Source organism: Actibacterium lipolyticum (genome assembly GCF_900184935.1).
Taxonomy (GTDB): domain Bacteria; phylum Pseudomonadota; class Alphaproteobacteria; order Rhodobacterales; family Rhodobacteraceae; genus Actibacterium_A; species Actibacterium_A lipolyticum.
Window position 1 is genome coordinate 59,375 of the sequence record NZ_FXYE01000002.1, and the last position, 26,007, is coordinate 85,381.

At 58.1% G+C, this 26,007-nt stretch carries 28 protein-coding genes and 1 tRNA gene; 16 read left to right on the forward strand and 13 right to left on the reverse strand.

Going from position 1 to position 26,007, the window contains the following annotated elements; translation table 11 throughout:
• Position 1: 1 nt before the first annotated feature.
• Positions 2–1,093: a CaiB/BaiF CoA transferase family protein gene (locus COL8621_RS08890; protein ID WP_093967043.1), complete on the reverse strand. Its 1,092-nt coding sequence runs from the start codon at positions 1,091–1,093 to the stop codon at positions 2–4.
• A gap of 24 nt (positions 1,094–1,117) precedes the next feature.
• Entirely contained in the window at positions 1,118–2,929 is a 1,812-nt protein-coding gene (locus COL8621_RS08895) for an ABC-F family ATP-binding cassette domain-containing protein (RefSeq protein WP_093967044.1), read from the reverse strand.
• 365 nt (positions 2,930–3,294) lie between these two features.
• Between COL8621_RS08895 and COL8621_RS08900 the strand changes: the two genes are divergently transcribed.
• The gene (locus COL8621_RS08900) at positions 3,295–4,119 is read left to right on the forward strand and encodes a hypothetical protein (protein ID WP_093967045.1); all 825 of its coding nucleotides are present in this window, start codon (positions 3,295–3,297) and stop codon (positions 4,117–4,119) included.
• A gap of 73 nt (positions 4,120–4,192) precedes the next feature.
• Here the strand turns inward: COL8621_RS08900 and COL8621_RS08905 are convergent, their stop codons facing one another.
• The gene (locus COL8621_RS08905; RefSeq protein ID WP_093967046.1) at positions 4,193–4,930 is read right to left on the reverse strand and encodes a GNAT family N-acetyltransferase; all 738 of its coding nucleotides are present in this window, start codon (positions 4,928–4,930) and stop codon (positions 4,193–4,195) included.
• A gap of 108 nt (positions 4,931–5,038) precedes the next feature.
• Here COL8621_RS08905 and msrB point away from each other — a divergent pair, with 108 nt between their 5' ends.
• Complete coding sequence (gene msrB, locus COL8621_RS08910; RefSeq protein ID WP_093967047.1) at positions 5,039–5,440, forward strand: peptide-methionine (R)-S-oxide reductase MsrB; 402 nt, start codon at positions 5,039–5,041, stop codon at positions 5,438–5,440.
• On the opposite strand, the gene COL8621_RS08915 is transcribed toward msrB, so the two are convergent.
• A complete protein-coding gene (locus tag COL8621_RS08915; RefSeq protein ID WP_093967048.1) occupies positions 5,437–5,895 on the reverse strand; it encodes an outer membrane protein assembly factor BamE in 459 nt (152 codons plus the stop codon). The genes msrB and COL8621_RS08915 overlap by 4 nt on opposite strands.
• Before the next feature lie 80 nt (positions 5,896–5,975).
• Here COL8621_RS08915 and COL8621_RS08920 point away from each other — a divergent pair, with 80 nt between their 5' ends.
• The 8 genes from COL8621_RS08920 (at position 5,976) to COL8621_RS08955 (ending at position 11,414) form a co-directional block, all read left to right on the forward strand.
• Positions 5,976–6,518: a YceD family protein gene (locus COL8621_RS08920; protein WP_093968489.1), complete on the forward strand. Its 543-nt coding sequence runs from the start codon at positions 5,976–5,978 to the stop codon at positions 6,516–6,518.
• 154 nt (positions 6,519–6,672) lie between these two features.
• Positions 6,673–6,879 (forward strand): 50S ribosomal protein L32, encoded by a 207-nt coding sequence (rpmF, locus tag COL8621_RS08925; protein WP_093967049.1) that lies wholly within the window; start codon positions 6,673–6,675, stop codon positions 6,877–6,879.
• 30 nt (positions 6,880–6,909) lie between these two features.
• Positions 6,910–8,010, forward strand: coding sequence for a phosphate acyltransferase PlsX (plsX, locus tag COL8621_RS08930; protein ID WP_093967050.1), 1,101 nt, complete (start codon positions 6,910–6,912; stop codon positions 8,008–8,010).
• Positions 8,011–8,014: 4 nt separating this feature from the next.
• Complete coding sequence (locus COL8621_RS08935) at positions 8,015–8,986, forward strand: beta-ketoacyl-ACP synthase III (RefSeq protein ID WP_093967051.1); 972 nt, start codon at positions 8,015–8,017, stop codon at positions 8,984–8,986.
• 97 nt (positions 8,987–9,083) lie between these two features.
• Positions 9,084–9,386: an integration host factor subunit alpha gene (gene ihfA, locus COL8621_RS08940; RefSeq protein WP_093967052.1), complete on the forward strand. Its 303-nt coding sequence runs from the start codon at positions 9,084–9,086 to the stop codon at positions 9,384–9,386.
• Positions 9,387–9,397: 11 nt separating this feature from the next.
• A complete protein-coding gene (locus COL8621_RS19310) occupies positions 9,398–10,123 on the forward strand; it encodes a MerR family transcriptional regulator (protein ID WP_235823819.1) in 726 nt (241 codons plus the stop codon).
• A gap of 66 nt (positions 10,124–10,189) precedes the next feature.
• A tRNA-Pro gene (locus tag COL8621_RS08950) sits at positions 10,190–10,266 on the forward strand.
• Between the two features lie 62 nt (positions 10,267–10,328).
• Entirely contained in the window at positions 10,329–11,414 is a 1,086-nt protein-coding gene (locus COL8621_RS08955; protein ID WP_093967053.1) for a 2'-deoxycytidine 5'-triphosphate deaminase, read from the forward strand.
• Positions 11,415–11,427: 13 nt separating this feature from the next.
• Here the strand turns inward: COL8621_RS08955 and COL8621_RS08960 are convergent, their stop codons facing one another.
• The 8 genes from COL8621_RS08960 to COL8621_RS08995 form a co-directional block, all read right to left on the reverse strand.
• On the reverse strand, positions 11,428–11,643 hold the full coding sequence (locus tag COL8621_RS08960) for a hypothetical protein (RefSeq protein WP_093967054.1): 216 nt from the start codon (positions 11,641–11,643) through the stop codon (positions 11,428–11,430).
• 12 nt (positions 11,644–11,655) lie between these two features.
• Positions 11,656–12,303 (reverse strand): SMC-Scp complex subunit ScpB, encoded by a 648-nt coding sequence (gene scpB / locus COL8621_RS08965; RefSeq protein ID WP_093967055.1) that lies wholly within the window; start codon positions 12,301–12,303, stop codon positions 11,656–11,658.
• Positions 12,303–13,088: a segregation and condensation protein A gene (locus COL8621_RS08970; RefSeq protein ID WP_093967056.1), complete on the reverse strand. Its 786-nt coding sequence runs from the start codon at positions 13,086–13,088 to the stop codon at positions 12,303–12,305. The genes scpB and COL8621_RS08970 overlap by 1 nt, the downstream gene beginning before the upstream one ends.
• Positions 13,081–14,094, reverse strand: coding sequence for a beta-N-acetylhexosaminidase (gene nagZ, locus COL8621_RS08975; RefSeq protein WP_093967057.1), 1,014 nt, complete (start codon positions 14,092–14,094; stop codon positions 13,081–13,083). The genes COL8621_RS08970 and nagZ overlap by 8 nt, the downstream gene beginning before the upstream one ends.
• Entirely contained in the window at positions 14,091–15,056 is a 966-nt protein-coding gene (locus COL8621_RS08980) for an SPOR domain-containing protein (protein WP_093968490.1), read from the reverse strand. The genes nagZ and COL8621_RS08980 overlap by 4 nt, the downstream gene beginning before the upstream one ends.
• An 88-nt stretch (positions 15,057–15,144) precedes the next feature.
• Positions 15,145–16,890, reverse strand: a complete 1,746-nt coding sequence (argS, locus tag COL8621_RS08985; protein WP_093967058.1) for an arginine--tRNA ligase — start codon at positions 16,888–16,890, stop codon at positions 15,145–15,147.
• Between the two features lie 51 nt (positions 16,891–16,941).
• Positions 16,942–18,768 (reverse strand): cation:proton antiporter, encoded by a 1,827-nt coding sequence (locus COL8621_RS08990; RefSeq protein WP_093967059.1) that lies wholly within the window; start codon positions 18,766–18,768, stop codon positions 16,942–16,944.
• Positions 18,769–18,832: 64 nt separating this feature from the next.
• Positions 18,833–19,972, reverse strand: a complete 1,140-nt coding sequence (locus COL8621_RS08995) for a deoxyguanosinetriphosphate triphosphohydrolase (protein ID WP_093968491.1) — start codon at positions 19,970–19,972, stop codon at positions 18,833–18,835.
• Positions 19,973–20,055: 83 nt separating this feature from the next.
• Between COL8621_RS08995 and COL8621_RS09000 the strand changes: the two genes are divergently transcribed.
• Positions 20,056–20,379, forward strand: coding sequence for a HesB/IscA family protein (locus COL8621_RS09000; protein ID WP_093968492.1), 324 nt, complete (start codon positions 20,056–20,058; stop codon positions 20,377–20,379).
• Between the two features lie 34 nt (positions 20,380–20,413).
• Here COL8621_RS09000 and COL8621_RS09005 read toward each other — a convergent pair whose 3' ends face one another.
• Positions 20,414–20,836 carry a c-type cytochrome gene (locus COL8621_RS09005; protein ID WP_141137864.1) on the reverse strand — a complete coding sequence of 141 codons (423 nt, stop codon included), beginning with the start codon at positions 20,834–20,836 and terminating at the stop codon, positions 20,414–20,416.
• A gap of 199 nt (positions 20,837–21,035) precedes the next feature.
• On the opposite strand from COL8621_RS09005, the gene COL8621_RS09010 reads away from it, so the two are divergent.
• The 5 genes from COL8621_RS09010 to COL8621_RS09030 all read left to right on the forward strand — a co-directional run bounded on the left by COL8621_RS09010 (position 21,036) and on the right by COL8621_RS09030 (position 25,985).
• The gene (locus COL8621_RS09010; RefSeq protein ID WP_093967061.1) at positions 21,036–22,220 is read left to right on the forward strand and encodes a BaiN/RdsA family NAD(P)/FAD-dependent oxidoreductase; all 1,185 of its coding nucleotides are present in this window, start codon (positions 21,036–21,038) and stop codon (positions 22,218–22,220) included.
• 68 nt (positions 22,221–22,288) lie between these two features.
• Positions 22,289–23,074, forward strand: coding sequence for a hypothetical protein (locus COL8621_RS09015; protein ID WP_235823820.1), 786 nt, complete (start codon positions 22,289–22,291; stop codon positions 23,072–23,074).
• Positions 23,071–23,850: an exodeoxyribonuclease III gene (xth, locus tag COL8621_RS09020; RefSeq protein ID WP_093967062.1), complete on the forward strand. Its 780-nt coding sequence runs from the start codon at positions 23,071–23,073 to the stop codon at positions 23,848–23,850. The genes COL8621_RS09015 and xth overlap by 4 nt, the downstream gene beginning before the upstream one ends.
• 235 nt (positions 23,851–24,085) lie before the next feature.
• Positions 24,086–24,898: a nucleoside triphosphate pyrophosphohydrolase gene (gene mazG, locus COL8621_RS09025; RefSeq protein ID WP_093967063.1), complete on the forward strand. Its 813-nt coding sequence runs from the start codon at positions 24,086–24,088 to the stop codon at positions 24,896–24,898.
• Between the two features lie 76 nt (positions 24,899–24,974).
• Positions 24,975–25,985, forward strand: coding sequence for a Fe(3+) ABC transporter substrate-binding protein (locus COL8621_RS09030; protein ID WP_093967064.1), 1,011 nt, complete (start codon positions 24,975–24,977; stop codon positions 25,983–25,985).
• Positions 25,986–26,007: the final 22 nt, after the last annotated feature.

The window sequence follows — 26,007 nt, forward strand, 5'->3', positions numbered from 1 at the left end:
GCTAAGCGCCCCAGTTCGCCAATACCGCCTCTGGGTCCAGAGGCATTGATTGGCTGGACGGGCTGATTGCACCGGGCGTCCGGCTTAGCTTGGGGGTTGGCGCGGGCTGTTCGTGCCCGTCCACGGTCACAAACGTGTCCCGTGCGATGTTATGAGGATGCGATGCGGCCTCATCAATCGTCAGAACCTGGGCGAAACAGACATCGGTCCCTTCCATCTCGGCAGACCATTCTGCGCGCGACTTGGTGGAAAACGCATCTTCCAAGGCGCTGCGCAAACTAGGCCAGTTTGCAGGGTCATTGCGGTTGGGCAGGTCTGCAAGGCTTAGGCCAACCCGTTGAAGAAGCTCGTTGTAAAACTTCGGCTCCAACGCGCCGATGGCGACAAAACCACCGCATTTGCAACGATAAGTACCATAAAACGGCGCGGCACCATCCAACAGGTTCGCCCCCCGTTTATCCTGCCAATGCCCACCCTGACGCAGCGCATAGATCATCGACATCAGATGCGCCGTGCCGTCCGTAATCGCCGCATCCACCACCTGACCTTTGCCTGAAGTTTTCGCCTCAAACATCGCGCAGACCAATCCAAGCGCCAGATACATGCCCCCGCCGCCAAAATCGCCCAGCAGGTTCAAAGGCGGCACCGGGGCTTCGGCCGGGCCAATCGCATGCAACGCGCCGCTAAGCGCGATATAGTTGATGTCATGCCCAGCCGCATGGGCCAGCGGGCCGTCTTGGCCCCAGCCCGTCATGCGCCCATAGACAAGGCGCGGGTTGAAGGACTGGAGATCGTCGGGGCCAAGGCCCAACCGTTCCATCACGCCGGGGCGCATGCCTTCGATCAGACCATCCGCTTGCGCGATCAAACGGCGGGCGGTGGCCTTACCGTCCTCGGATTTCAGATCAAGTTCGACAAAGCCGCGACCACGGTTCAGGATGTCGTATTCAAGGCCAAGAAGATGCTTGTTTCCGGGCCGCTCAATCCGAATGATTTCAGCGCCCATATCGGCCAGAACCATCGCGGCGAATGGCGTTGGGCCAAGCCCCGCTACTTCGACGATCTTCACCCCGTTCAGCGGTCCGTTGCCCATGCTTTCCTCCTCAGAAACAGATGGTTACAGCGTGGCTTTCTCCTCAAGCATCATCCATTCTTCTTCGGCTTGGGCAAGGGCCGCGTGCCGTTCAACCAACGCATCGGTGGCCTTCTGGAACTTTAGCGGTTCTTTGGTGAACAGATCGGGCGCGCTCAGGAATTCTTCAAGCTTGGCAATTTCTGCCTCATAGCGTTCGATCACCGAGGGCAGCTCTTCAAGCCGGTGCTTTTCCGTGAACGACAGCCCCCCCGCCTCTGCCTTCTCAGCAGGCTTAACCTTCGCTGCAGAAGTGTTTGTCTTTACGTCTTTTTTCTGCGTCTCAACTTCGGAGCGCTGTGACTGATAATCGCTCCAACCGCCGGCATAAACGGTTGCACGACCATCGCCTTCCATTGCAATCGTGGTGCTTGCGACGCGGTCCAGAAAATCCCTGTCGTGCGATACAAGCAGGACAGTGCCGTCATAATCGCCCAGCAGCTCTTGCAGCAGGTCCAGCGTTTCAACGTCAAGATCGTTTGTCGGTTCGTCTAGCACCAGAACATTGCTTTCCCGCGCCATAATCTTGGCCAGCAGCAACCGCGCCTTTTCCCCACCCGAAAGGCTGGAAACCGGCGCACGGGCCTGACGTTCGTCAAAGAGGAAATCTTTAAGGTAGCCAACAACATGGCGTGGCTGTCCGCGTACCAAAACCTGATCGGCCTTACCGGAAACACGCATCTCGGCATCGCCTGTCAGGCTTTCCCAAAGGCTCATCTTCGGGTCAAGCTGCGCACGGTTCTGATCGAACACGGCCATTTGCAGGTTGGTTCCCAGAACCACATCGCCAGTATCCGGGGCCATCTCGCCGGTCAGCATCTTCAACAGCGTGGTTTTCCCGGCGCCGTTCGGGCCAACAAAGGCCACCCGGTCGCCCCGCAAAATGCGCAGGGAAAAATCGCTTAGGATCGTGCGGTCGCCAAAGACTTTGCTGATCCCGCGCGCCTCAATCACCTTTTTGCCGGACTTCTGGCCGCCCTCCAGCACCATATCTGCGGTGCCCTGACGACGGATCTGGGCAGCACGTTCCGCGCGCAGCCCCTGCAACGCACGCACGCGGCCTTGGTTTCGCTTGCGCCGCGCGCTGATGCCTTCGACGGCCCAACGCGCTTCGGCCTTAATTTTGCGGTCCAGCTTGTGGCGGGCTTCGTCTTCTTCTTCCCACAGCTTGTCACGCCATGCTTCGAACCCGTCAAAACCGGTTTCCTGCCGGCGCACGGTGCCGCGATCAATCCACAGGGTCGCGCGGGTCAGCGCACGCAGAAACGCGCGGTCGTGGCTGATCAGAACATAGGCGGTGCGGGTTTCGGCAAGCTGACGTTCAAGCCATGCGATTGCTTCGATATCAAGGTGGTTGGTCGGCTCGTCCAGCAGCATCAATTCGGGCGCTTCGGCCAAAAGTTTGGCCAAAGCCGCGCGCCGCCGTTCCCCGCCAGAGGCCGTTGCAACGGGCGTTTCGGGTTTAAACTTCAACCCTTCGGCCACCATTTCAACCTTATACGCCTCGGCCGGATCAAGACCCGATGCCGCGAAATCGCCCAAGGTTTCGAACCCAGACAGGTCGGGGTCTTGTTCCATATACCCAACGGTAACGCCGGGGGGCACAACGCGGGTGCCGCTGTCGGCCTCGACCAAGCCGGCCATCACCTTCATCAGGGTGGATTTGCCCGAACCATTGCGCCCAACCAACGCGACACGGTCGCCCTGCTGAACCACAAGCCCAAGGGCAGAAAAAATGGGATCACCGCCAAAAGTCAGCGAGATATCGGAGAGTTGAAGAAGAGGTGCGCGTGCCATGCCCCCGGCTACTGCGGCGGCGCGGAAAGGTCAACGTGGCGCGTGGGCGGAAACACGTGGCGGGTCGATTACATGATCGGTCTTGTCTTCGGAACATGAAGGTGCGCGGATGGTAACGTTAGGCTTAGCACCATTGCTTCTAAATGCTGCGCTTTCTGTGGAAGTCGGCTCTTGTCACCGCACCCGTCGGCATTCATTCGGCGCCTTAGAACTTTGTATTTTACGTTGTTCATGATAACGATCCCGAAAGGCTAAGATTGATCAGACCATTCTAAAACATTGAGCTAAAACAGTGACTTTAAACATCTTCCACACAGAACGCCGTCAGACTTTGACAGCTTCGAACTTACCTCTGGCATCTTAAAATGTTGCGCTTTTCCATTGGATTTATTCGCGTCAACGCGTGGCCCCTTGCGCTGATCGTTTGCGTGGTGGCTCTCGCCCACTATCTTCTTAACACCCCGAATCTCTTCCCAAACATATCTCGGCTTGGCGGCAACGATGGGGTCTTGTCAGGGCTTGGAAAGTACTTCGAAAAACACAGCAGGTTCCTTCCGCTTGTGCTTGCAACAGGTGCTCTCTGGTTGCGGTCTTCTGCTGCCTTGTGGTTTTTGGCCGTCGCCGTCCTGAGCAATCTTCCGACGCTCACCTTTGTCTTTGAGATTTGGGCAAAGGGTCGGGTCGCCTGGGATGCTCCGAAGATTCTGTGGCGGACTGCATTGCCGCTGGGCGCGTTGGTTCTATGCGTGGTCGCTGTCTTTGGCACAGGTAGAAAACCCGCCCTGTTAGGTCCGAACTCAATCCTCGACCGCAGACTGAAAACCGCCGCTATTGTCGCATCCGGAATCGCGCTGATAGCCTGTTTATCCCTTGTCCCCGGTGTGGTCAGGGACGATACGCCCTTCGCCAAAGCGGTACAGCTAAAGCTGTTATCTCAGCCAGAATTGCCCGTATTGTTTCTGGCATTTCTGGCGGCGATCTATGATATGAAAGTTGCCCCTTGGCTACACGGGTTGGCGCTGCTCTACCTGCTCAACGACATTCAACAAAATCTGCAATATTTGCTGTACCAAGGAAGAAACTTCATTAATGGCGAAGTGGAGCTGACCTATGCTGCGGCATCTGTCGTGGCATTGGTATGTGCGTCGTTCTTTGCCCGGCGCAATAAACGGCGCAGCGAAACAGAGTAACCCTGTGGGGCATTCAGGTCGGTATTTTACCAGCCACCTGCCGCCCCGCGTCTGGTAGCAACATCAAAAAGCATCACCCGGCCACGCCGCGCAGAAGGCGTTTGCGGGCGGGTGGAATTGCTTTGATCTCTAGCCCCGTGAACACATGCAGGGTGTTCATGTCACGGTCGACCACCGCGTGGTCGCTGACCCAGCCGCCCATCATTAGATAGGTCCGCAATAGCGGTGGCATGCCGATCAGTGCGCGTTTAGCATCGGGTTTGGCGCGGCGCAGTTTTTGCGCGAACTTAAAGACATTGGGTGCCTTGATCCGTGGCAGGAACCGCTTTGGCGCGATGTGCTTGTCTTTCAACAACGCGAAGGCATCCATGTATTCCGCAGCTTCGGTTCCCTTGAACGATGAACAGCCGAACAGCATCTCCACGCCTTGCTCATCGACGTATTGGGTCATCGCCCCCCATGCGACGCGCAGGATGTCAGGGTCTTTCCAATCGGGATGAATGCAGAATCGGCCCATTTCGACCATCGGCCCTTTGAAATGCTCCAAGCCCGACAGTTCATAATATTGCGCGGAATAGCTTTGGCTGATCTCGGCGCCAGTATTTAGTGGAAGCAGCCGAAAACAGCACACCAAGGTGCCGGTCTTCACCTCTTCGACAAGTACATGTTCACACGCATCGTCGAAAATATCGCCATCCAATCGCCCGCCCCCGGCGCGAAACGTCAATGTGCGAAGTTGTTGCGCGGCCTGTACATCCGCAGTGCCAGAAGCGATACGCGCGGCGAAACGCCCTTTGCGTAATGACAACATCGCCCAATACTCCTCAATCCACTGGCAACCTTTGGCGGTTCGCCTAAATATGGTTTGACGCCCTTTATCACACAAGATGTGACACTGCGTTGACAGAAACGAGGCACCATGACCGATAAGATAATCAAATCAGACGACGAATGGCGCGCGCAGCTTTCGCCACTGGCCTATAAAGTCACGCGCAAACACGGCACCGAACGCGCGTTCAGCCATGACAATTTCCCCAAAGAGCCCGGTATTTTCCATTGTGTCTGCTGCGGCGCGCCCCTGTTTGAACAAGCAACGAAGTTTGACAGCGGCACCGGCTGGCCCAGCTTTTATGCGCCGTTTAGCGCCGAAATGGTTGGTGAAAAGCAGGACAATTCATGGTTCATGCGCAGGACCGAAGTGCACTGCAACCGGTGCGAGGCGCACCTTGGGCATGTCTTTCCAGACGGGCCAGCACCCACCGGCCTGCGCTATTGCATGAACGGTGTGGCGCTTAAATTCGAAGCGGATGGTGGCGATTAGTTGTCTACGAACTGATCGGCGGTGAAGTTGCCGATGTTGCCCAACAGCTGCCGGATGAACGAGATGCCCTTGATGTTGTCATCGGAAACACGACGGTTCAGCGCGACAACACGGCCATCTTCCAGACCATACCGTTCGATATTCTGAACGGTGCCAGCTTCGTCAAATGACACGGCAACAACCTGACGGTCTGTTTCTTTTGGGGCAAAGGCACCGCGTGTTTCCCAGCTGCTTGCGACATAGTACCAAGCATCTGCACGCATCACGCCCGAAACGGAAGGCGGGCCGACGGTGTCTTCGACTGTCTCGCGGGTATCGACGCCGACGATGACTTCTTCTAGTTCTGCATCAGATGGCGCAAACCCATGGTTGCGAACAATCGGGGCACAAGCGGACGTCGCCAGCGCCAGAATCGCAGCCAGTCCAAATTTCGTTATGCGTTGGGTCTTTTGCATACCCCCCCCTTGCCATGCAGCAACTTGCCTCGTATCGGCTTACAGAAGGAACGCGACCTGTTCAAGAATGGAACGTGCTCATGAACGATACCACAAACACCTGCTTGCGTCTTGGGCAGCTGCCGCCGGGCAAAAGCCATGACTTCGCAATCACCCCTGATGCGGCGACCTGCGCTGACATTGCGGCCCGTCTGGGCCTGAATGCGCTGCGCAAGCTTAGCTTTCGTGGCCGCGCCGCGCCAAAGGGCGCACAAGACTGGATTTTGACCGCGCGCCTTGGCGCGACGGTCGTGCAGCCTTGCGTTGCGACCTTGGCGCCTGTCACCACGCGTTTGGACGAAGACGTTACCCGAACCTATCTGGCCGAAATGCCCGAACCGGTAGAGGGCGAAGAAGTCGAAATGCCCGACGATGACACGCTAGAGCTGTTGCCCGATATGCTGGACCTATCGCAAGTGATGGAAGAGGCTTTGGCCCTTGCCCTGCCCCTTTATCCACGTGCTACAGAAGCCGACATGGGCGAGGCTGTTTTCACCGAACCCGGCGTTGCGCCAATGCGCGATGAAGATACGAAACCTTTTGCTGGTTTAGCGGGGTTGAAAAAGCGTCTGGAAGAAGAGTAGACAGACACACAGAAAAAGACTTGCGCTGGTGCAGAAACTTAGTATGTTCCCGGCCTCGTTTACATGTGGGATAAGACGGCACACCATCTGGTGCTCAGGCCGCTCATTCCCTAGAAATTCAAGGGCTATGGCCCCCGAACACCAAGGTTGAGACATGGCTGTCCCACAGAATAAGATCACGCGGTCCCGCCGCAACAACCGTCGCTCGCATGATGCACTGGTTGCAGGTAACCCCGCTGAATGCCCATCCTGCGGCGAACTAAAGCGCCCACACCACGTCTGCGCCGCATGCGGCACTTACGACGACCGTGAGGTTGTTGCTAAGGCAGACGAGATCGATCTGGACGAAGACGCGGCGTAAGCGCCCCCGTAAGGGGCGCTGTGCCTAACTATGCCTTCACATCCTGATCAGGCAGACTACACCCCGCCGCGCACCGTCATCTCGGTGGACGCGATGGGTGGGGATCGTGGGCCGGCGGCCGTTGTCGCCGGCATCTCACGTTCTGCTGCAAAAAACCCTAACATCGGCTTTATTCTGCACGGTCCAGAGGACACGCTGAATAAGCTTGTCGCAAAGCGCAAACCCCTGAACGGGCGCTGCGAAGTGCGTCATGCCGAAGGCATTGTGACGATGGGCGAAAAGCCCTCGCATGTCATGCGTCACGGCAAAGGCACGTCCATGTGGTCGGCCATTGAAAGCGTGCGCAACGGCGAAGCAACGGTTTGCGTGTCCTGTGGGAACACTGGCGCGCTGATGGCGTTGTCCATGGTGCGCTTGCGTAAAGTGCCGGGCGTGAACCGCCCTGCCATTGCCTGCCTTTGGCCATCCCGCAATCCAAACGGGTTTAATGTGATGTTGGACGTTGGCGCAGATATCCGCGCTGATGAACAAGATTTGCTGCAATTTGCGCTTATGGGGGCATCCTATGCCCGCAACGGGCTTCGCCTGCCCCACCCGCGCATTGGGCTTTTGAATGTCGGTACCGAAGAACATAAGGGGCGCGCTGAACTGAAGGCCGCGCATGACCTTATTGCCGAAGCCGCCCCTGCCAATGATTTCGACTTTGTCGGATTCGTGGAAGGCGGCGATATCCCCTCAAGCAAAGTTGACGTGATCGTCACCGATGGTTTCACCGGCAACGTCGCGCTGAAAACCGCCGAGGGCACAGCGAAACTTATTAGTGATCTACTGAAATCTGCATTTAAATATTCGCCATTGTCGCGCATCGCCGCGGTTCTGGCCTTTACGTCTTTACAACGACTTTCCAAGCGCATTGATCCGCGTCGCGTAAATGGTGGTGTTTTTCTTGGTTTGAACGGAACCGTTGTTAAATCACACGGGTCGGCAGATGCCACCGGTGTTTCAGCGGCGGTGAAGTTGGCATTTCAACTAGCACAGTCAGGTTTTTCTGAAAGACTTGCAGCGCGGGTTGCATCAGCCCAACCCGCACGTCAAGATACGCCTCATGACGAGGCCAAGAGCGGTAATTAATAACATGACAATCAGGGCCGTAGTCGCAGGCATTGGGCATTACCTTCCCGAGCGCGTGGTACCAAACTCAGAATTCGAAAAGACACTGGATACCACGGACGAGTGGATCAGGTCTCGCTCTGGTATTGAACGCCGCCACTTTGCCGCCGACGGTGAAAACACCTCGCATCTGGCAACAAAGGCTGCGCAAAACGCGTTGAAAGATGCCGGTTTAACCGCCGATGACATCGACGCGGTGATCGTCGCAACCTCGACTCCTGACCTTACCTTTCCGTCCGCCGCAACGATGGTGCAGCACCAGCTTGGCATGACCAGCGGCTTTGCATTCGATGTGCAGGCGGTCTGTGCTGGATTTATTTTCGCCCTTACCAATGCGAATGCGCTGATCGTTTCCGGTCAGGCCAAGCGCATTTTGGTGATCGGTGCCGAAACGTTTAGCCGGATCATGGATTGGACAGACCGTGGCACCTGTGTGCTTTTCGGTGACGGCGCCGGTGCCGTGATCATTGAGGCCCAAGAGGCCGCGGGCACCCCAGAGGATCGCGGCATTCTGGCGACGGATCTTAATTCTGACGGCACATATCGTGACCTTCTGTACGTCGATGGCGGCGTTAGCACCGGAACCACTGGCCACCTGCGGATGCACGGCAAAGAGGTTTTCCGCCATGCCGTTGAAAAACTGGCGAAAACTGCGCACACCGCGTTGGACAAAGCCGGGCTTTCGGGTGGCGATGTTGACTGGATCGTGCCCCATCAGGCGAACCTTAGGATCATTAAGGCCACCGCGCAAAAAATGCAGGTGCCGATGGACAACGTCATTGTTACCGTTCAGGATCATGGGAATACGTCGGCTGCATCTATTCCGCTGGCTTTGTCGGTTGGCAAATCCGAAGGACGCATCAAACCAGGCGATTTAATCGTAACCGAGGCGATTGGCGGTGGTTTGGCGTGGGGTGCTGTCGTATTGCGGTGGTAAAACACCGCTCAAACTCTGTGCGACAAGCCATTGATATTGACTCGGAATTTTTTTTCTCCCTATCTTGGGGATCAGGCCATTCTGGGGGACGTGACGTATGACGGCAAAAACTTTAACGCGTATGGATTTGAGCGAAGCCGTATTTCGCGAAGTCGGATTGTCCCGCAACGAATCTGCGACGCTGGTCGAAGACGTGCTTCAACACATGTCTGATGCGCTCGTGTCAGGGGAAACGGTGAAGATTTCGTCGTTTGGCACCTTCAGCGTTCGTGACAAGGCCGCCCGCGTGGGCCGGAACCCCAAAACAGGCGAAGAAGTGCCAATTCACCCTCGCCGCGTTCTGACTTTCCGCCCGTCGCACCTAATGAAAGATCGCGTTGCCGCGGGCAACAAAGGCTAGGACCACTGACGATGGAAAAATCGCGCGACGCCTTCCGCACCATTAGCGAGGTGTCCGAGTGGCTGGATACTCCGGCCCATGTCCTTCGCTTTTGGGAAAGCCGTTTTACCCAAATCAAACCCGTCAAGCGGGCTGGTGGACGTCGGTACTACCGCCCCGCCGATATGGAGCTGTTGGGCGGCATCAAAAAGCTGTTGCATGATGACGGGCTGACCATTCGCGGCGTGCAGAAAATACTGCGCGAACAAGGTGTTAAATACGTCTCGACCCTATCGCAGCCATTAGAAGAAAACGCAGCGGCACCCAAGATCGTTGAACACACAGAGGAAGCCCCCATGGTTGAAAACGTTGTCGACGAGCCACCGATCGACAACGTGTTTTCCATTACGGGCGAAGCGGCCGCCAACAGCGTAGAAGAACCCGTAAAAGCCGAGGTTTCCGAACCCCAACCGCAGGACATTGAGCCTGAGGCAGAATCGGTCGCTGCGCCAGTGGCGGAAACCCCATCGCATGTGTCTAAAGTCGAAGTGCCACCAACCGCACCGGCGCCACTTGGCACTGATCTACCGACGGAAGATCCGTCAGATGACGAATTTGAACGCCCCTCTTATGTTTTGACCGCGCGGCTTCGTGATCGTGATGTTCGTCGCCATATGCGTGAAACACAGGGGGTTGCGCTGCGCGAAGCCGTGACACGGCTTACCCAGTTGCGGGACCGCATCTCCAACCGTGGCTAATACCGTGACAATTCCTGGATTTGCCGCTTGCCACCGCGTGAAGAAATGGTATGAAACGCCTCACGTCGGGCTATGGCGCAGCCTGGTAGCGCGTCCGTCTGGGGGACGGAAGGTCGCAGGTTCGAGTCCTGCTAGCCCGACCAACATCATCACCGCCCGCGCCAATCTTGGCGCCGGGCGGTTTGATTTATAAAGGGGGCAGCACATGACCGGAACCGGGGTACTTTCCTCTCAATCCATTGAAAAGCTGATCGAAACCGGTGCGTTATCCGCCGATCCGGCGATCGACCCTGCACAGGTTCAGCCTGCGTCGCTTGACCTGCGGCTTGGCAAGGTCGCCTATCGCGTGCGGGCCTCGTTCTTGGCGGGTTCGAAACGCACTGTGGCCGAACGACTGGCAGAGTTTGAGATGCACCGCATCGACCTGACCGATGGCGCAGTGCTGGAAAAAGGCTGTGTCTATGTTGTTCCGCTGATGGAACACCTGTCGCTGCCTGACGACCTGCAAGCGGTCGCAAACGCGAAAAGTTCGACTGGGCGGCTTGATCTTCTGACCCGAACCATCACCGATGGCGGCGAGGAATTTGATCGCATCCCGCAAGGGTACAACGGCCCCCTCTACGCCGAGATTTGCCCCCGCTCCTTCAGCGTTCTGGTCCGGCCCGGCATGCGGCTGAACCAGATTCGTTTCCGCCGCGGGCAGGCTATTCTAAGCGATCAGGAACTGACTGCGTTGCACGCCGAAACCGGGTTGGTTGCTGGTGGAACGGCGGTGATTTCCGAAGGGCTTGGTTTTTCGGTGGACCTGAAACCGGCTTATGGCGATCTGCTGGGATACCGCGCAAAGCCACACACCGGCGTTATCGATCTGGACCTGATCGGCCATTACGACCCGGCCGAATTCTGGGAACCGATCCATTCGACCGATGGACAAATCATTCTGGACCCCGGCGCATTCTACATCCTTGTCAGCCGCGAGGCTGTCCATATCCCGCCAGATTACGCTGCAGAAATGGCCCCTTATCTTGCGATGGTCGGTGAATTCCGCGTGCATTACGCAGGGTTCTTTGATCCCGGCTTTGGTCATGCCGCAGCTGGCGGCACCGGTGCGCGCGGCGTGCTGGAAGTACGCTGCCACGAAGCGCCTTTTGTTCTGGAACATGGGCAGGTTGTTGGGCGCCTAGTGTACGAACACATGGCCGAACGCCCTGCGCAGCTGTATGGCGCGGGAATCGCGTCAAATTACCAAGGACAGGGTCTTAAGCTAAGCAAGCATTTCAAAGCCAGCTAACAGCCGGCGGACGTCAGAAACGCCCAATGCGGCGGATCAAGCGTCCGGCTTGCTGAGCACGCTTTGCAGTCTGTTTGGCATTTCGGGCGCGAAGACGCTCTTCATGCGACAACTCTTCGCCCCGCTTGCCGCGCTTGGCCGCGTAATCGATACCGGCGTCGATGCCTTTGTTCATGAAGCGGCCCAAGAACTGGCGCACCACCATGTTAATCAGTCCATTGGCATTCATTAGACTATTCTCCTACGCGTCGTCCTCGAACATATCGACCTGATCTTCGTCACCGTCCTGCTCGTCATCGCCAACCTCGCCGCCAAGGCTGGGCGGTGGGCGGTTTTCCAGCAGGCCAGCAGCGCGCAGCTCTTTCAAGCCCGGCAGGTCGCGTGCGCTTTCAAGGCCGAAGTGATCCAAAAAGCTTTGTGTCACTACATATGTGACTGGACGGCCCGGTGTCATCCTTCGACGGCCAAATTTGATCCACTCTAACTCTAAAAGTTGATCGACTGTGCCGCGCGACACCGAAACACCACGAATTTCTTCGATTTCCGCGCGCGTCACGGGCTGATGATAGGCCACAATGGCCAAGGTTTCGATCGCCGCGCGTGACAGTTTGCGGGTTTCGACCGTTTCCTTTTGCATCAAAAAGCCAAGGTCCGGCGCGGTTCGCACAGCCCAAGCGTCGCCCACTTTCACCACGTTCACGCCGCGCCCTTCGTAACGTTTGCGCAGCATCACCAACGCCTCTGCGGCGTCACATCCGTGGGGCATGCGGGCGTTCAGATCGGCCACCGTAACGGGTTCGGCGGATGCGAAAAGGACGGCTTCCACCATCCGTTCCTGTTCGGCCAGCGGCGGGGCCTCGAACAGGCTTTGTTCTTCTTCCTGAGCCATTATTCGGACTTTCTGCGGATCTGGATGGGCGCGAATATTTCACCCTGTCTTATCTCAATCGCGCCGCGTTTCGCCAGTTCAAGCGACGCGGCAAACGTGGCTGCCGTGGCAGAGCGGCGCTTCTTAGGCTCGCTTTCCCAGCCTTCGGGCAGATAGCTGGACAGCCCCGTCCAGTCGCCTGCAAAGCCGATCAGACCCCGCATACGCACCAGCGCCTCTTCCATGGTGTAGACCGAGTCGCGGTCCATCACGAAGGGGCGGAATTCGTCCTTGGTGCGGGTGCGCGCATAGCCCTGCATCAGGTCCAGCAGCGTCGCGGTATAGGTCACGCGGCGCACGCGGGTCACATCTTCGGGGATGCCGCGGGCAAAGAAATCACGCCCCAACTGGTCGCGCGCCATCAGCTTGGCGGCGGCGTCACGCATGGCCTGCAAACGTTCCAACTGAAAGGCAAGGTGCGCGGCAAGCTCTTCGCCCGATGGCCCCTCGTCCGCTGGATCGGGTGGCAACAGGAGGCGCGATTTAAGAAAAGCCAGCCACGCCGCCATCACCAGATAATCGGCGGCAAGTTCCAGACGAAGCGCCTTGGCCCGTTCCACGAAGGCCAGATATTGCTCTGCAAGATGCAGAACAGAGATTTTGCGAAGGTCCACTTTTTGCGTGCGCGACAGCGTTAGCAACAGGTCAAGCGGGCCCTCGAAGCCATCGACATCAACGATAAGCGCTTCGGCGGCCAAACGGTCGGCCACATCCAGTGCTTCGAACATGTCGTTGTTTTCAGCCATCGCTTGCCTCAGCCAAGGTCGCCTCCCACGCATCAGTGAGGGCTTGCAGATCACCGGCCGGAGCTGAACGTCCGGCCAACGCGGCCTCGGCACGCTGTGCAGCGATTGGGGTGAAGGTGCCACTTGCCTCTGCGATCACAATCATTTCGGCCATGTCGCCGTTGCAATGCAAGATACCGTCACAGCCCGCCTGAAGCGATGCCGTGCAGCGCCCGGCCATATCACCGCTAAGCGCGTGCATCGAAATATCGTCCGACATCAGAAAGCCGGAAAAGCCCATGTCTGTTCGCATCAGGTTCACCATCGTTGGCGAGGTCGTCGCGGGACGCTCTGCATCAATGGATTCATACACAACATGGGCGGTCATTGCGAATGGCAGATCAGCCAGATCACGGAACGGGGCAAAATCCACCTCCTCCAACGTGCGACGTGGAAGATCGACATGCGGCAGCTCAAGGTGGCTGTCTGCGGTTGCAGGCCCGTGCCCGGGAATGTGTTTCAGAACCGGAAGCACCCCACCCGCCAGCAAGCCATCCGAAACAGCACGCGCGATTTCAGCAACCCTTGCAGGGTCGGTACCGTAACAGCGGTTCTTCAGAAACGGATGGGTTTCGGCGCGGGCCACATCGGCCATCGGGGCGCAGTTCACGTCGATTCCAAGATCGCGCAGTTCGGCCGCGATGATCTGATAGCGCAGGCGCATGATTTCGGTGGCGCGATCACCCGCGTTCTGAACCTCTTCCAGCGGCGGCAACCATTTGCGCCATTGCGGCGCTTCAAGCCGCTGCACGCGCCCACCTTCCTGATCAATCAGGATCGGCGCATCGCGGCCTACCGCGTCGCGCAGGTCTGCCGTCAGGCGGCGAATTTGGTCTGGTGTGTCAATGTTGCGGGCGAACAGGATAAACCCATAAGGGTTCGCGTCTTTGAAAAACGCACGTTCATCCTCGCTTAGCGAAAGCCCGGTGCATCCGAAGAAACACGCCCCAACTCCGGCCAAGCTCACCGTGCCACCACCGGGATGCAATCTGCGTTCTCAGCCGTCAGCGCCGCGCAGAAACGCCGCGCATCGGCGATGTCGTTAAACCCAACTGCGCGCAAACGATAGAAGGTGCGCCCGCCGCTTACCGCCTTTTGAACAAGGCGCTGTTTGCCGTTCATAAAGCTGGAAAAGCGCGAGGAAAGCCGCTGCCATTCGGAATGGGCCACATCTTCGCTGTCAAACGCGCCAAGCTGCACCAAATTCGTACCAGCCGACACAGATGTAACGGTGATGTCTTTGGCCTGTGCGGGCGCGGCCTTTGCGGCAGCAGCGGCCAAAGCCGCCCGTGCGGCAAGGTCACCGGCGGGCCGGCGGGCTGGGCGCAACGAACGCGAAACACCCGGCACAGAGGCGGAAACGATTTTCGGGCCGGTTGGTTCAGGATCGGCCGTCGCGGCTGGCTCTTCGATCTTGGCGGTTTCGGCGAACGGTTCTTGCCCTTCGCTAACGCTGTTGGCGATGGCCAGTGCCGCAGCAATCGGATCAGCGGTCGCAACCGGATTGGTTACCGAAGCCATTTGCAATTTCTCGGGCTCTTGTGGCTCTGCCTCTTCCAGCGTTGCTTCGCGCAGCACGGCAAGGGGCGCATCTTCGTCTGTCAGATCAATGGGGCGCGGTGCCAGCAACAAACGATCAGCAGGTGCTTCGGCCTCGCCGTCGGCGGCGACGCTGTTTACGGCAAGCCCCTGATGCGCGGCTTTGCGGCCACCAGGATCTTCGGGGGTCACGCGCATCGGCCCTTCAAGGGCGCGCACGACTGGCACGCCCGATACGTCGCGCATCGTCAGTTTGTATCCCCAGATCGTAAGCCCGGCCACAAGCGCGACAGAGGTCAGCGCCCCTGCCCACGATACAAGCCCTTGAACACTGCGCCCGTAATCGGGGCCTGTTTGTTCCTGAAAGTCGTCGAAATCTATACCAGCCATTGCCGCCTCACTGCCCTCAGGACGGTCAACATGGTTGCCGCCCGGATCGTCTTGCCTGCCAACGCCCCGGACGGTGTGCACCTGTTTGTCAGCGCATTTCTTCCACCGGGGTCACGCCAAGAATACCAAGACCGGCAGAAATAACAACGGCAACGGCCCGTGCCAGGGCAATTTTCGCCTGACTGGTCGCGATGTCACCCTCTTGCAGGAAGCGAAGCTCGGGCAACTCGTTGCCGCGGTTCCACAAACCGTGGAAATCCGATGCCAGTTCGTAAAGGTAGAACGCGACGCGGTGGGGTTCATGCGTGCGGGCCGCAATCTCCACCAAACGCGGCCATTCGGCCAGTTTGCGGGCAACGGCCAGCTCTGCCTCGTGATCCAGCTTCGACAGGTCAGCGGCGGCCAGTGTGGTATCGTCCGCCTTGATCCCCGCCTCGGCCGCTTTGCGCAGCACCGAACACACGCGGGCATGGGCATATTGCACATAGAACACCGGGTTGTCTTTGGACTGCTCCAGCACCTTGTCGAAATCGAAATCCAGCGGCGCATCGTTCTTGCGCGTCAGCATGACGAAACGCGTGACGTCAGAGCCGACCTGATCGACCACATCGCGCAGCGTCACAAAGTTCCCGGCCCGTTTGGACATTTTGAACGGCTCGCCGTTTTTGAAAAGGCGCACCAATTGGGTCAGCTTCACATCCAGCGGAACACGCCCATTGGACAGGGCAGACACCGCCGCTTTCATCCGTTTGACGTAACCGCCATGGTCCGCACCGAACACATCGATCAGTTGGTCAAAGCCACGGTCGATCTTGTCATAGTGATACGCGATGTCAGGCGCGAAATATGTCCAAGAGCCATCGGACTTTTTAACCGGGCGGTCGACGTCATCACCATGTTCGGTCGATTTGAACAGGGTCTGCTCTCGCGGTTCCCAGTCTTCCGGGGTCTTGCCCTTTGGCGGCTCAAGCACGCCTTCATAGATCAGCCCGGCAGCGGACAGACGGTCCAGCGCCTTTTCAATCTGGCCCGTGCCGTAAAGCGACTTTTCGCTGTAAAAAACATCCATCGAGACGCCAAGCGCGGCCAGATCTTCGCGGATCAGGTCCATCATCGCGGCGGTCGCGAATTCGCGGAACTCTTCCAGCCATGCGTCTTCGGGCTGATTGACATAGCGGTCACCATAGGTGCGCGCCAGTGCCTCACCCACTTCGATCAGGTATTCACCGGGGTATGTGCCATCTGGAAACTCAACAGCCTCGCCATGCGCTTCGAGGTAGCGCAGATAGACAGAGCGCGCCAACACATCGACCTGCGCGCCGCCATCGTTGATGTAATATTCGCGCGTAACATCATAGCCCGCATAGGCCAGCAGGCTGGACAGCGCATCCCCAAACACGGCGCCACGTGTGTGACCCACATGAAGTGGCCCGGTTGGGTTGGCCGACACATATTCGACGTTGATCTTAACGCCCTGCCCCATCTTAGAGGTGCCAAAGGCAACCCCTTCGTTCAGCGCCGCGCCAACGATGTTTTGCCAGACCGGCGCCGTCAGACGCAGGTTCAAAAAGCCAGGGCCAGCAACTTCGGCCGACTGAACACGAGGGTCAGCGGCAAGTTTCGCAGCCAAGGCATCGGCAATGTCGCGCGGTTTCAGCTTGGCGGGTTTGGCCAGCACCATTGCGGCGTTGGTGGCCATATCGCCATGGGCCGCATCGCGCGGTGGTTCGACGGCCACATTGGCAAAATCAAGCCCTTCAGGAAGCGCCCCTTCGGACACCATCGCCGTAAGGCTTTCGATTACAAGCGCGCGCAGTTCGGTAAACAGGTTCATATCTGGCCATCCATTCCTTCGCCGCGGGGTTTACCACGGGCAATCGGGGCGTCAATGGGCGGGCTGCTCGGGTTTTTCGACACCGGGCGGCACCATTGCGACAAGTACGGTTTCAGGTGGGGATCGGAATTCCTCTCCCTCGGCCAAAAGCCGCAGGTCGCCCGAAGGTGACAATCGCGCAAACAACACAGCCTCGGGGTTCTTTTCCCGCCAGTCTTTGATCGTGAACTCTTCGGTCAGGCGCGTCGTGCGGAAACCCCACCCTTCATCGACCATGCGGTTCAGTTCAAAATAGCTGCGCCCCGCCCCGATCGGCTTGCCGCCAAGTGTCGTGGGCAACGCGTGGCGTGTGCTTTCCTGTTTGGCACGCTTCAACTGGTGCACGTTTTCGCGGCCAAATTCGGGTGCAAGGTCTGTGGCCACCAGCGTGTTATAGGCGTCGTTGTCTGTTGCTGCGACAACCTTACCATAGCTCATGATCTCTACCCCATGTTCGGCGGCTTCTGACAGGATATCACCAAAGAAGATCGGCAGACCCCCTTCGCGTGCCGAACGAAGCCGCGCACGGTTGGCATCCAGCACCAGCACCGGCACCTCAACCTTTTTCAACGCCTGCCCAAAGGCCGTCGCCCAGCGGGAACCCCCAACAAGCAGAACGCCCGGGATCTCTCCACCTGCCAGACCAAGCCAGCGGGCAAAAGGCGTGAGCGTAAAGCCGTGTAGCACAACAGTGGCCGCAACCAGCGCAAAGGCAAGCGGGCCGATACGTGCGCCATCTTCCAGCCCCAGCGCGGCAAGCCGTTCACCAAACAGGCCAGCAACTGCAACCAGAACCACACCGCGTGGGCCAGTAAAGGCCACCAGCAACCGTTCGCGCCACGGCACCTTGGTTGCGACAAGCGACAGAAGAACCGTCACCGGACGCGCGACAAGAATGATCGACAGAACGAACACACCCGCGCGCCAATCCAACTGGGCCAGCGTTTCGAATTTCATCGACGCTGCAAGAAGGATGAACACACCTGAAACCAGCAGAACCGTCGCATGTTCTTTAAAGCGACGCAGCTCTGTGTAGCTGGGCAAATCTGCGTTCGCGATGACCAAACCCATGATCGTCACAGCCAACAGGCCGCTTTCATGCAGCACCGCATCAGACAGGCCAAAGGTCAGCAGCAAGACCGCGAACAGCACCGGAACCTTCATGTATTCCGGCACCCAAGCCCGGCGGAACGCACGGGCCAAGCCCCAGCCAGCAAAGGCACCCAAAACCGTCGCGACGGTCACGCCCAAGACAAGTTCCCACATGGCATGGGTAAGCGTTGTGGCGGTCTGCAGGACCAACACAACCTCGAACGCCAGCACCGCGGCCAAAGCCCCTACGGGGTCGTTCACGATCGCTTCCCACTGCAAAAGCTGCGCGGGGCGGCGTTTCAGGCGCGCTTGGCGCAACAGCGGCGCAATCACGGTTGGCCCGGTGACGATCATGATGCCGCCAAACACGGTAGAGGCAGACCAGCCAAGCCCGGCCACATAATGCAACGCCAGCGTGGACAAAAGCCACCCCAACGGCGCCCCGATGATCACCAGCCGCCGCACCCCTTCCGCCGCATCACGCAGCGAATGAAGGTTCAGCGTCAGCCCGCCTTCGAACAGGATGATGGCAACGGCGATGGAAATCATCGGCCCCATCAGCGGGCCGACATCACGCACCGGATCGAACACGCCCAGTACCGGCCCGATGATCAAACCAGCCGCCAGCATCAGCACGATGGCCGGCATCCGCAGACGCCACGCCAACCACTGAGAACCAACGCCAAGCGCGCCCACCAAAGCAAATGCCATCACGGGGGCCATTGCCCCATCAGCCGCTACTGCCATACTCGTGCTCCTAAAAATCGTTCTGTGCAGCTTCGGGTAAACGCCCGCGCGCTGCAAGTCTAGCTTACGCGCTGATAAGTCGCGCGTGTTCCTGCATTGCAAAACGGTCGGTCATTCCCGCGATGTAATCCGAAACGATACGGGCCAATTCGGTTTCGCTTTGCACCTCTTCCACGTCCTTGCGCCATTGTTTGGGCAACAAGCTGGGATCAGCCATGAACAGTGGGAACAGGTCATTCACCATGATGGTGACCTTTTTGCGCATCTCGACCACACTTGGCGCGCGGTACATGCGTTCAAACAGGAACTTGCGGATCACCTTCAGCTTTTCCCAAACCTCGGGCGTGAACTGCACCATCGAGCGACCGGCGTGGCGGATATCGGCCGCCGAGGCCGGGTTAAGCGACGCAATGTTGGCCTGCGCCACGCCCAATACGTCTGACACCAGCACACCAAAGAACCGGCGCAGCGCCTCGTGGCGGCGACGATAGTAATTCAAGCCGGGGTATTGTTCATCGACCTCGGCAAAGCAGCTATCCAACAGCGGCAGCTCGGCCAACTCGTCAGTCGAAAATAATTCGGCCCGCAGCCCGTCGTGCAGGTCGTGGTTGTTATAGGCGATGTCGTCGGCCAGGGCGGCAACCTGTGCCTCGGCGCTGGCGTGGGTGTGCAGCTCCAGATCGTGGCGTTCGTTATATTCGGTCAGCGCATAAGGCAGGTCGCCCGTGACGGGGCCGTTATGCTTTGCGATCCCTTCCAGCGTTTCCCACGTCAGGTTCAGACCATCAAAATCGGCATAATGACGTTCCAACCGCGTGACGATGCGAATGGCCTGCGCGTTGTGATCGAAGCCACCATAAGGGGCCATCAGTTCGGCCAAGGCATCCTCGCCCGTATGACCAAACGGCGTGTGGCCAAGGTCATGAGCCAGCGCGACAGCCTCTGTCAGTTCAAGGTTCAGCCCCAGAACGTTTGAAATTGTCCGCGCCACTTGCGCCACTTCGATGGAATGCGTCAGGCGCGTGCGGAAATAGTCACCCTCGTGTTCGATGAACACCTGCGTCTTGTGTTTAAGCCGCCGAAAGGACGAAGCGTGGATAATACGGTCGCGATCCCGTTGGAAACACGAACGAAAGGCGCTTTCCTCTTCCGGGAACAGGCGGCCGCGTGTTTCTTCGGGTTTGCAGGCATAAGGTGCCAACATAATGATGTCCTTGCTTGTCGCGTCTCTTCGGCGTTCATATATTGGACGCGTCACAGATTTGATACGGGATTTTATCAATGGACCTGAACCTGCCACCACAGGTTACCGAACGCGCCTTTGCACGCCTTGCCGAAATCGGTGCGGGCGATCAGGGCAAAGCCTTACGCGTCGCCGTCGAAGGCGGCGGATGCTCGGGCTTTCAGTATGAGATAAAACTGGACGATGTGGCCGACGACGATCTGATCCTAGAGGGCGAAGGCGAAAAGGTGGTGGTAGACAGCGTGTCCCTGCCCTTCCTGTCCAACGCCGTGATCGATTTCACAGAAGAACTGATCGGCGCGCGGTTCGTCATCGAAAACCCCAATGCCACCAGTTCGTGTGGCTGCGGCACCAGCTTTTCGATGTAAATTGGGCGAGGCAGCGATGCCTCACCCGTTGATGTTATTCCGCTTGAAGCGTCGAGATATATTCGATCAGGGCAAGAATACGCCCGCGCACGAATGTATCGCTGTCATCGCTAAGGAACTCTCGCCCCAATTGCCGACCGGCTTGCACCGAATACCGGTTGCCCCAGGCGGGCATCTCTCGGTCTCCGTGCACACCGGCGGCGGCGCTTCCGTCAATCACGGCATAAACGGACGCAACCGGGAAAACCCCGCCGTTGTCACGTTGCAGGACGGTCAGATCGGGCGTTGGGCTGTTCAAAAAGCCCGCCAGATAGCCATCTCCGCGCCCAGATGCACCATGACATTGCGCGCAACTGTTCATGTATTCACGCTGCCCGATATCGATGTCCTGCCCAAAGGACGGCGCCATGAAGGCAAGGGCAACGATTGGGGATGCTACGATCATTCTAAAATTCATCTTCACTCCTCCCGATAAGGTTGACGTAAGGGAATGTTGACGAAAAATATTCGAATATGACCATGACACAGATCAACCGGTCATCTTGGGGGGTACCGAACGCCCCTCGCAATTCCTGCGTATTCGCATTAGGGCTAACCGGCACAGCGCCCCGAAGGTGCAACCCCGATGAAACAGCCCACCGGAAACGACCCGCGATATGGCCCAAGACCGCTTTGAAACCGTAATCCTTGGCGCGGGCGCTGCTGGATTGATGTGTGCCGCTTATGCGGGTGCCAATGGCGGACGGGTTCTGGTGATTGATCACGCGAAAGCCGCGGGCGAAAAAATCCGCATCTCTGGCGGTGGCCGGTGCAACTTTACCAACATGTACGCCGCGCCCGCGAATTTCCTGTCGGCCAATCCCCATTTCGCGAAATCGGCCCTTGCGCGATACACCCAGTGGGATTTCGTCGACTTGGTCGCGCGCCATGGCATTGCCTATCATGAAAAAACTCTGGGCCAGCTATTTTGCGACGATACCGCCAAAGACATCATTCGGATGCTGCTGGATGAGATGGCCAAAGTCGGTGCCGAGCTGCGCCTGCACACATCGGTGACCGAAGTGGCCAAGGCCGACACCGGGTTCACCCTGACCCTATCCAATGGCCAAACGGTCAAAGCGCAGAACGTCGTGGTGGCAACGGGCGGCAAATCGATCCCAAAGATGGGCGCGACCGGGTTTGGTTATCAAATCGCCGAGCAGTTCGATCATGCCATTACCGAAACGCGCCCTGCCCTTGTCCCGCTAACATTCGGCGACACATTCAAACCGCTGGCAGGCGTTGCAACGCCAACGCGGGCCAGTTGCAACGGCACCGCGTTTGACGAGGCGCTTTTGTTCACGCATCGCGGTTTGTCTGGGCCAGCGATCTTGCAAATCTCTAGCTTTTGGCGCGAGGGCGACGCGATCTTGCTGAACCTATTCCCGGACAGTGACCCCTATGAAACCCTGCGCCAGCGCCGGGCAGAGGCCGGGCGCAAATCCATCGCGACCGTTTTGGCCGAAATGCTTCCCAACCGGCTGGCAAGTTTCACGTCTGACAGGCTGGCGCTGACCGGCAACCTTGCCGATTACTCCGACGCCAAGCTGCAGGATATTGCCCGCGAACTGACCGCGTGGCAGCTGACCCCGGCGGGGTCCGAAGGATACCGCACAGCCGAGGTCACATTGGGCGGTGTGGATACAGCCGGGCTCAACTCAAAAACCATGGAAAGCAAATCCGTTCCCGGACTTTATTTCATAGGTGAGGTTGTTGACGTAACCGGTTGGCTTGGCGGGTATAATTTCCAGTGGGCGTGGTCTTCGGGCGTTGCTGCCGGAACTGCGATTGCTTCAGCTTAACGCCGCGCCGCTGGCCACCGATTACGCGCGCCCTACATTACGCGGGTATAGAAACAGGGCGCATTCAAATGACGACCATTTTGATCCTGGGAAGCGGCCCCAACGCCATTGAGGCCCGCAATTGGCCGCGGCCCCCGTTCGACCGGATCGTTGCAATCAACAACGCTTGGAAACTGCGCGATGATTGGGATGATCACATTCACGCGGGCGATTTCCCCGAAGATCGCCGCCCCAAATCACTGAGGCAATCACAGCGCAGCATCACCCATACCGAATATGTTCCGGCGCAAAATGCCTATGGCGGTTTTGTCTACGCCGGGGGCACGATGGCGTTCACGGCCAGCTATTGGGTGCTTCACACCTACCGTCCGCGCGTGATCGCCTATCTTGGCTGTGACATGACCTACCCCAGCCACGGGGATACGCATTTTTACGGCACCGGCGCACCAGACCCATTGCGCGACGACATCACCCTGCAATCACTAGAGGCGAAATCCGCGCGGCTGATGGCCCACGCCGCCACGCAGGGCTGCGCCTTGGTCAATCTATCGACAGAACCAAGCCGGTTGATATTTCAACGCGCCGGGTTGCGTGACCTGCACACCGCTGTGCCACAGACGCTGAACCCTGCGGCCTGCGAAGCTGCCCTCGCCCGCGAAAAGGCGCTTGGCTATTTCGAACCCTCGGGCCGCTATTGGGAGGTGCTGGACCGCTTCGACGCTGCCCAACTGCGTGCGCTGGATGATCTTTGGCTTGCAGCAGCACAACCTGCGTTTATCGGTGACGGCGGGCATGGACTTTCTGGCCGCCGCCGGGGATATTTCCGGCAAGAAGAAAGCAGGGAATCCCAATGAAAATCGCGACCTTCAACATCAACGGCATCAAGGCGCGGATTAATGCGCTTCCCGAATGGCTGGACGAAGCGCAGCCCGACGTGGCGCTGTTGCAAGAGATCAAGTCGGTTGACGAAAACTTCCCCCGCGAGCTGTTCGAAGAGCGCGGCTATAACGTCGAAACCCATGGTCAGAAAAGCTTTAACGGGGTCGCGATCCTTTCCAAGCTGCCGCTAGAGGATGTCACCCGCGGCCTGCCCGGTGATGACGAAGACGAACAGGCCCGCTGGATAGAAGCGACCGTGGTCGGTAAGCAGGCGATCCGCATCTGCGGGCTATACCTGCCCAACGGCAACCCCTGCCCGGGCCCCAAATACGATTATAAGCTAGCTTGGATGAAACGCCTGAAATCGCGGGCCGAAGAGTTGATGGCCGCCGAAGAACCGGCGCTGATGGCTGGCGATTACAACATCATTCCCCAAGACGAAGACGCCAAGCGACCAGAGGTTTGGCAAGAAGACGCGCTTGCCCGCCCCGAAAGCCGCGCCGCCTATCGCGAAATCCTGAACCTTGGCTTTACCGAGGCATTTCGCGCCCGCACCCAAGGCCCCGGACATTATTCATTCTGGGATTATCAGGCTGGCGCGTGGAACAAAGACGATGGAATCCGCATCGATCATTTCCTGCTGACACCCCAATGCGCCGACCTTTTGCTGGACTGCCAAATCGATAAAGACGTGCGCGCACGTGAAAAGCCATCGGATCACGTACCAGTCTGGGTGGAATTGGACGCCTAGGTAAACGCAACACGTATAAAGGCCCGTGGCAGATGAACGAATTCTATCAGATTTTAGAAGCGCAATCTTTCCGGCAAGCGATGTATTGGATGGCCGTGACCAGCCCGTTTTTGGCGCTAGGCTGGGTCATCGTCGCCTTCAGAAGTTATGGGCGTCCGCGACAGCCTGATCATCGTCATCACACACTGGCTTGCCCGCCAAAACACCGTCACCCAGAAGACGCCAGAGGCCAACAATGCCGAATGACCTGATCCACGACCCGAACGGCGGCATGCCCCGCCTGTTGGAAATCATGCGCCGGTTGCGGGATCCGGAAACCGGGTGCCCGTGGGATATCGAACAGGATTTCGCCAGCATCGCGCCCTACACGATCGAAGAAGCCTATGAGGTGGCCGACGCGATTGAACGCGAGGCTTGGGATGAACTGGAGGGTGAGTTGGGCGATCTGTTGTTGCAGACCGTTTATCACACCCAAATGGGCGAAGAGCGTGGCATGTTCAGTTTTGACAGCGTCGCCAACGCGATCTCTGACAAGATGGTCGCGCGCCATCCGCATGTGTTTGGCGACGAAAGCCGCGATAAATCCGCCGAACAGCAAACCGCCGATTGGGAAAAGATCAAAGCCGCCGAACGCGCAGCCAAGGCAGAGCGTGGGACGCTGGATGGGGTGGCGGTTGGCCTTCCTGCCCTGACGCGCGCGGTAAAGCTGCAAAAACGTGCCGCCCGTGTGGGGTTTGATTGGCCCGACACGAAACAGGTGGTTGATAAGATCGTCGAAGAAGCCAACGAACTGGAAGAGGCCCGCGAAACGCTGGGCGAGGCTGAGGTCAAAGAAGAATTCGGCGATCTGATGTTCGTCATGGCGAATCTGGCCCGTCACCTGAACATCGACCCCGAAGAAGCCCTGCGCGCCGCCAACGCCAAATTCACCCGTCGGTTTGAGGCGATCGAGGAAAAACTCGCCGCTAACGGCAAGCGGCCAGAGGATTCAAACCTTGCCGAAATGGATGCCCTTTGGGATGAGGCAAAACACGCCGAAAAATCCTGACCAAAGAATTCAGGTATTGACCAAAGTAAAATTGTCGGATTTAAGCGCCCCCGAAATGAAGTAATGGGAGGCTCCAATGAAATCCTTCGTTCGTTCCGCAATTTTTGCGACCACCGCTCTTGGCGTTGCAGCGCCAGCACTGGCCGATGTGAATATCTATTCCTATCGCCAGCCTGAACTGATCCAGCCCCTGCTGGATGCATTCACAGAAGAAACCGGCATCAAGACCAACGTCGCCTTCCTGAACAAAGGTTTGGTTGAGCGTCTGCAGGCCGAGGGCGACCGCTCCCCTGCTGATATCATCCTGACAGTTGATATTTCCCGCCTTGCCGAAGCTGTTGCTGGCGAAGTTACGCAAGCCGTCGAAAGCGACGTTCTGGCGGCCCACATCCCCGCTGATTTCCGCGACCCCGGCAATGAATGGTTCGGCGTCACAACCCGCGCACGGATCGTGTACGCCTCTAAAGAGCGTGTAGATCCTGCTGAGGTTACGACCTACGAAGATCTGGCCGACCCAAAATGGAAGGGCCGCATCTGCACCCGTTCCGGCACACATTCTTACACACTGGCATTGGTTGCTGCTGTTCTGAAGCACCACGGCGAAGAGTACACAAAAACCTGGCTGGAAGGCGTGAAAGCAAACCTTGCGCGCAAACCACAGGGCAACGACCGCGCACAGGTTAAAGCGATCTGGGCTGGCGAATGCGACATCTCGTTGGGCAACACCTATTACATGGGTAAAATGCTGGCCGACGAAGAGCAGAAAGAATGGGCCAACTCGGTCAACGTTCTATTCCCTGTCTTCGAAGGTGGCGGCACACACGTGAACGTGTCCGGCATTGCGATGACCAAATCCGCGCCGAACCGCGAAGACGCGTTGAAGCTGATGGAATTCCTGACGTCTGCGACCGCTCAGGAAATCTATGCGGAAGTTAACTATGAATACCCTGTTGTTGCAGGCACCGAAGCATCTGACCTTGTTAAAGGTTGGGGTACTTTCGGCCCAGACAACGTGAACCTGATGGAACTGGCCCAACTGCGCGCTGCTGCGCTGAAGCTGGTCGAAGAGGTTGATTTCGACGGCTAATAACCGCCCGAAAACTTAAGGG

Bases quoted from the DNA above. Each gene is read 5' to 3' on its own strand.
- COL8621_RS08890 (WP_093967043.1), bottom strand. From the start codon at position 1,093: ATGGGCAACGGACCGCTGAACGGGGTGAAGATCGTCGAAGTAGCGGGG.
- COL8621_RS08895 (WP_093967044.1), bottom strand. From the start codon at position 2,929: ATGGCACGCGCACCTCTTCTTCAACTCTCCGATATCTCGCTGACTTTT.
- COL8621_RS08900 (WP_093967045.1), top strand. From the start codon at position 3,295: ATGTTGCGCTTTTCCATTGGATTTATTCGCGTCAACGCGTGGCCCCTT.
- COL8621_RS08905 (WP_093967046.1), bottom strand. From the start codon at position 4,930: ATGTTGTCATTACGCAAAGGGCGTTTCGCCGCGCGTATCGCTTCTGGC.
- msrB (WP_093967047.1), top strand. From the start codon at position 5,039: ATGACCGATAAGATAATCAAATCAGACGACGAATGGCGCGCGCAGCTT.
- COL8621_RS08915 (WP_093967048.1), bottom strand. From the start codon at position 5,895: ATGCAAAAGACCCAACGCATAACGAAATTTGGACTGGCTGCGATTCTG.
- COL8621_RS08920 (WP_093968489.1), top strand. From the start codon at position 5,976: ATGAACGATACCACAAACACCTGCTTGCGTCTTGGGCAGCTGCCGCCG.
- rpmF (WP_093967049.1), top strand. From the start codon at position 6,673: ATGGCTGTCCCACAGAATAAGATCACGCGGTCCCGCCGCAACAACCGT.
- plsX (WP_093967050.1), top strand. From the start codon at position 6,910: ATGCCTTCACATCCTGATCAGGCAGACTACACCCCGCCGCGCACCGTC.
- COL8621_RS08935 (WP_093967051.1), top strand. From the start codon at position 8,015: ATGACAATCAGGGCCGTAGTCGCAGGCATTGGGCATTACCTTCCCGAG.
- ihfA (WP_093967052.1), top strand. From the start codon at position 9,084: ATGACGGCAAAAACTTTAACGCGTATGGATTTGAGCGAAGCCGTATTT.
- COL8621_RS19310 (WP_235823819.1), top strand. From the start codon at position 9,398: ATGGAAAAATCGCGCGACGCCTTCCGCACCATTAGCGAGGTGTCCGAG.
- COL8621_RS08955 (WP_093967053.1), top strand. From the start codon at position 10,329: ATGACCGGAACCGGGGTACTTTCCTCTCAATCCATTGAAAAGCTGATC.
- COL8621_RS08960 (WP_093967054.1), bottom strand. From the start codon at position 11,643: ATGAATGCCAATGGACTGATTAACATGGTGGTGCGCCAGTTCTTGGGC.
- scpB (WP_093967055.1), bottom strand. From the start codon at position 12,303: ATGGCTCAGGAAGAAGAACAAAGCCTGTTCGAGGCCCCGCCGCTGGCC.
- COL8621_RS08970 (WP_093967056.1), bottom strand. From the start codon at position 13,088: ATGGCTGAAAACAACGACATGTTCGAAGCACTGGATGTGGCCGACCGT.
- COL8621_RS08980 (WP_093968490.1), bottom strand. From the start codon at position 15,056: ATGGCTGGTATAGATTTCGACGACTTTCAGGAACAAACAGGCCCCGAT.
- argS (WP_093967058.1), bottom strand. From the start codon at position 16,890: ATGAACCTGTTTACCGAACTGCGCGCGCTTGTAATCGAAAGCCTTACG.
- COL8621_RS08990 (WP_093967059.1), bottom strand. From the start codon at position 18,768: ATGGCAGTAGCGGCTGATGGGGCAATGGCCCCCGTGATGGCATTTGCT.
- COL8621_RS08995 (WP_093968491.1), bottom strand. From the start codon at position 19,972: ATGTTGGCACCTTATGCCTGCAAACCCGAAGAAACACGCGGCCGCCTG.
- COL8621_RS09005 (WP_141137864.1), bottom strand. From the start codon at position 20,836: ATGAATTTTAGAATGATCGTAGCATCCCCAATCGTTGCCCTTGCCTTC.
- COL8621_RS09010 (WP_093967061.1), top strand. From the start codon at position 21,036: ATGGCCCAAGACCGCTTTGAAACCGTAATCCTTGGCGCGGGCGCTGCT.
- COL8621_RS09015 (WP_235823820.1), top strand. From the start codon at position 22,289: ATGACGACCATTTTGATCCTGGGAAGCGGCCCCAACGCCATTGAGGCC.
- xth (WP_093967062.1), top strand. From the start codon at position 23,071: ATGAAAATCGCGACCTTCAACATCAACGGCATCAAGGCGCGGATTAAT.
- mazG (WP_093967063.1), top strand. From the start codon at position 24,086: ATGCCGAATGACCTGATCCACGACCCGAACGGCGGCATGCCCCGCCTG.
- COL8621_RS09030 (WP_093967064.1), top strand. From the start codon at position 24,975: ATGAAATCCTTCGTTCGTTCCGCAATTTTTGCGACCACCGCTCTTGGC.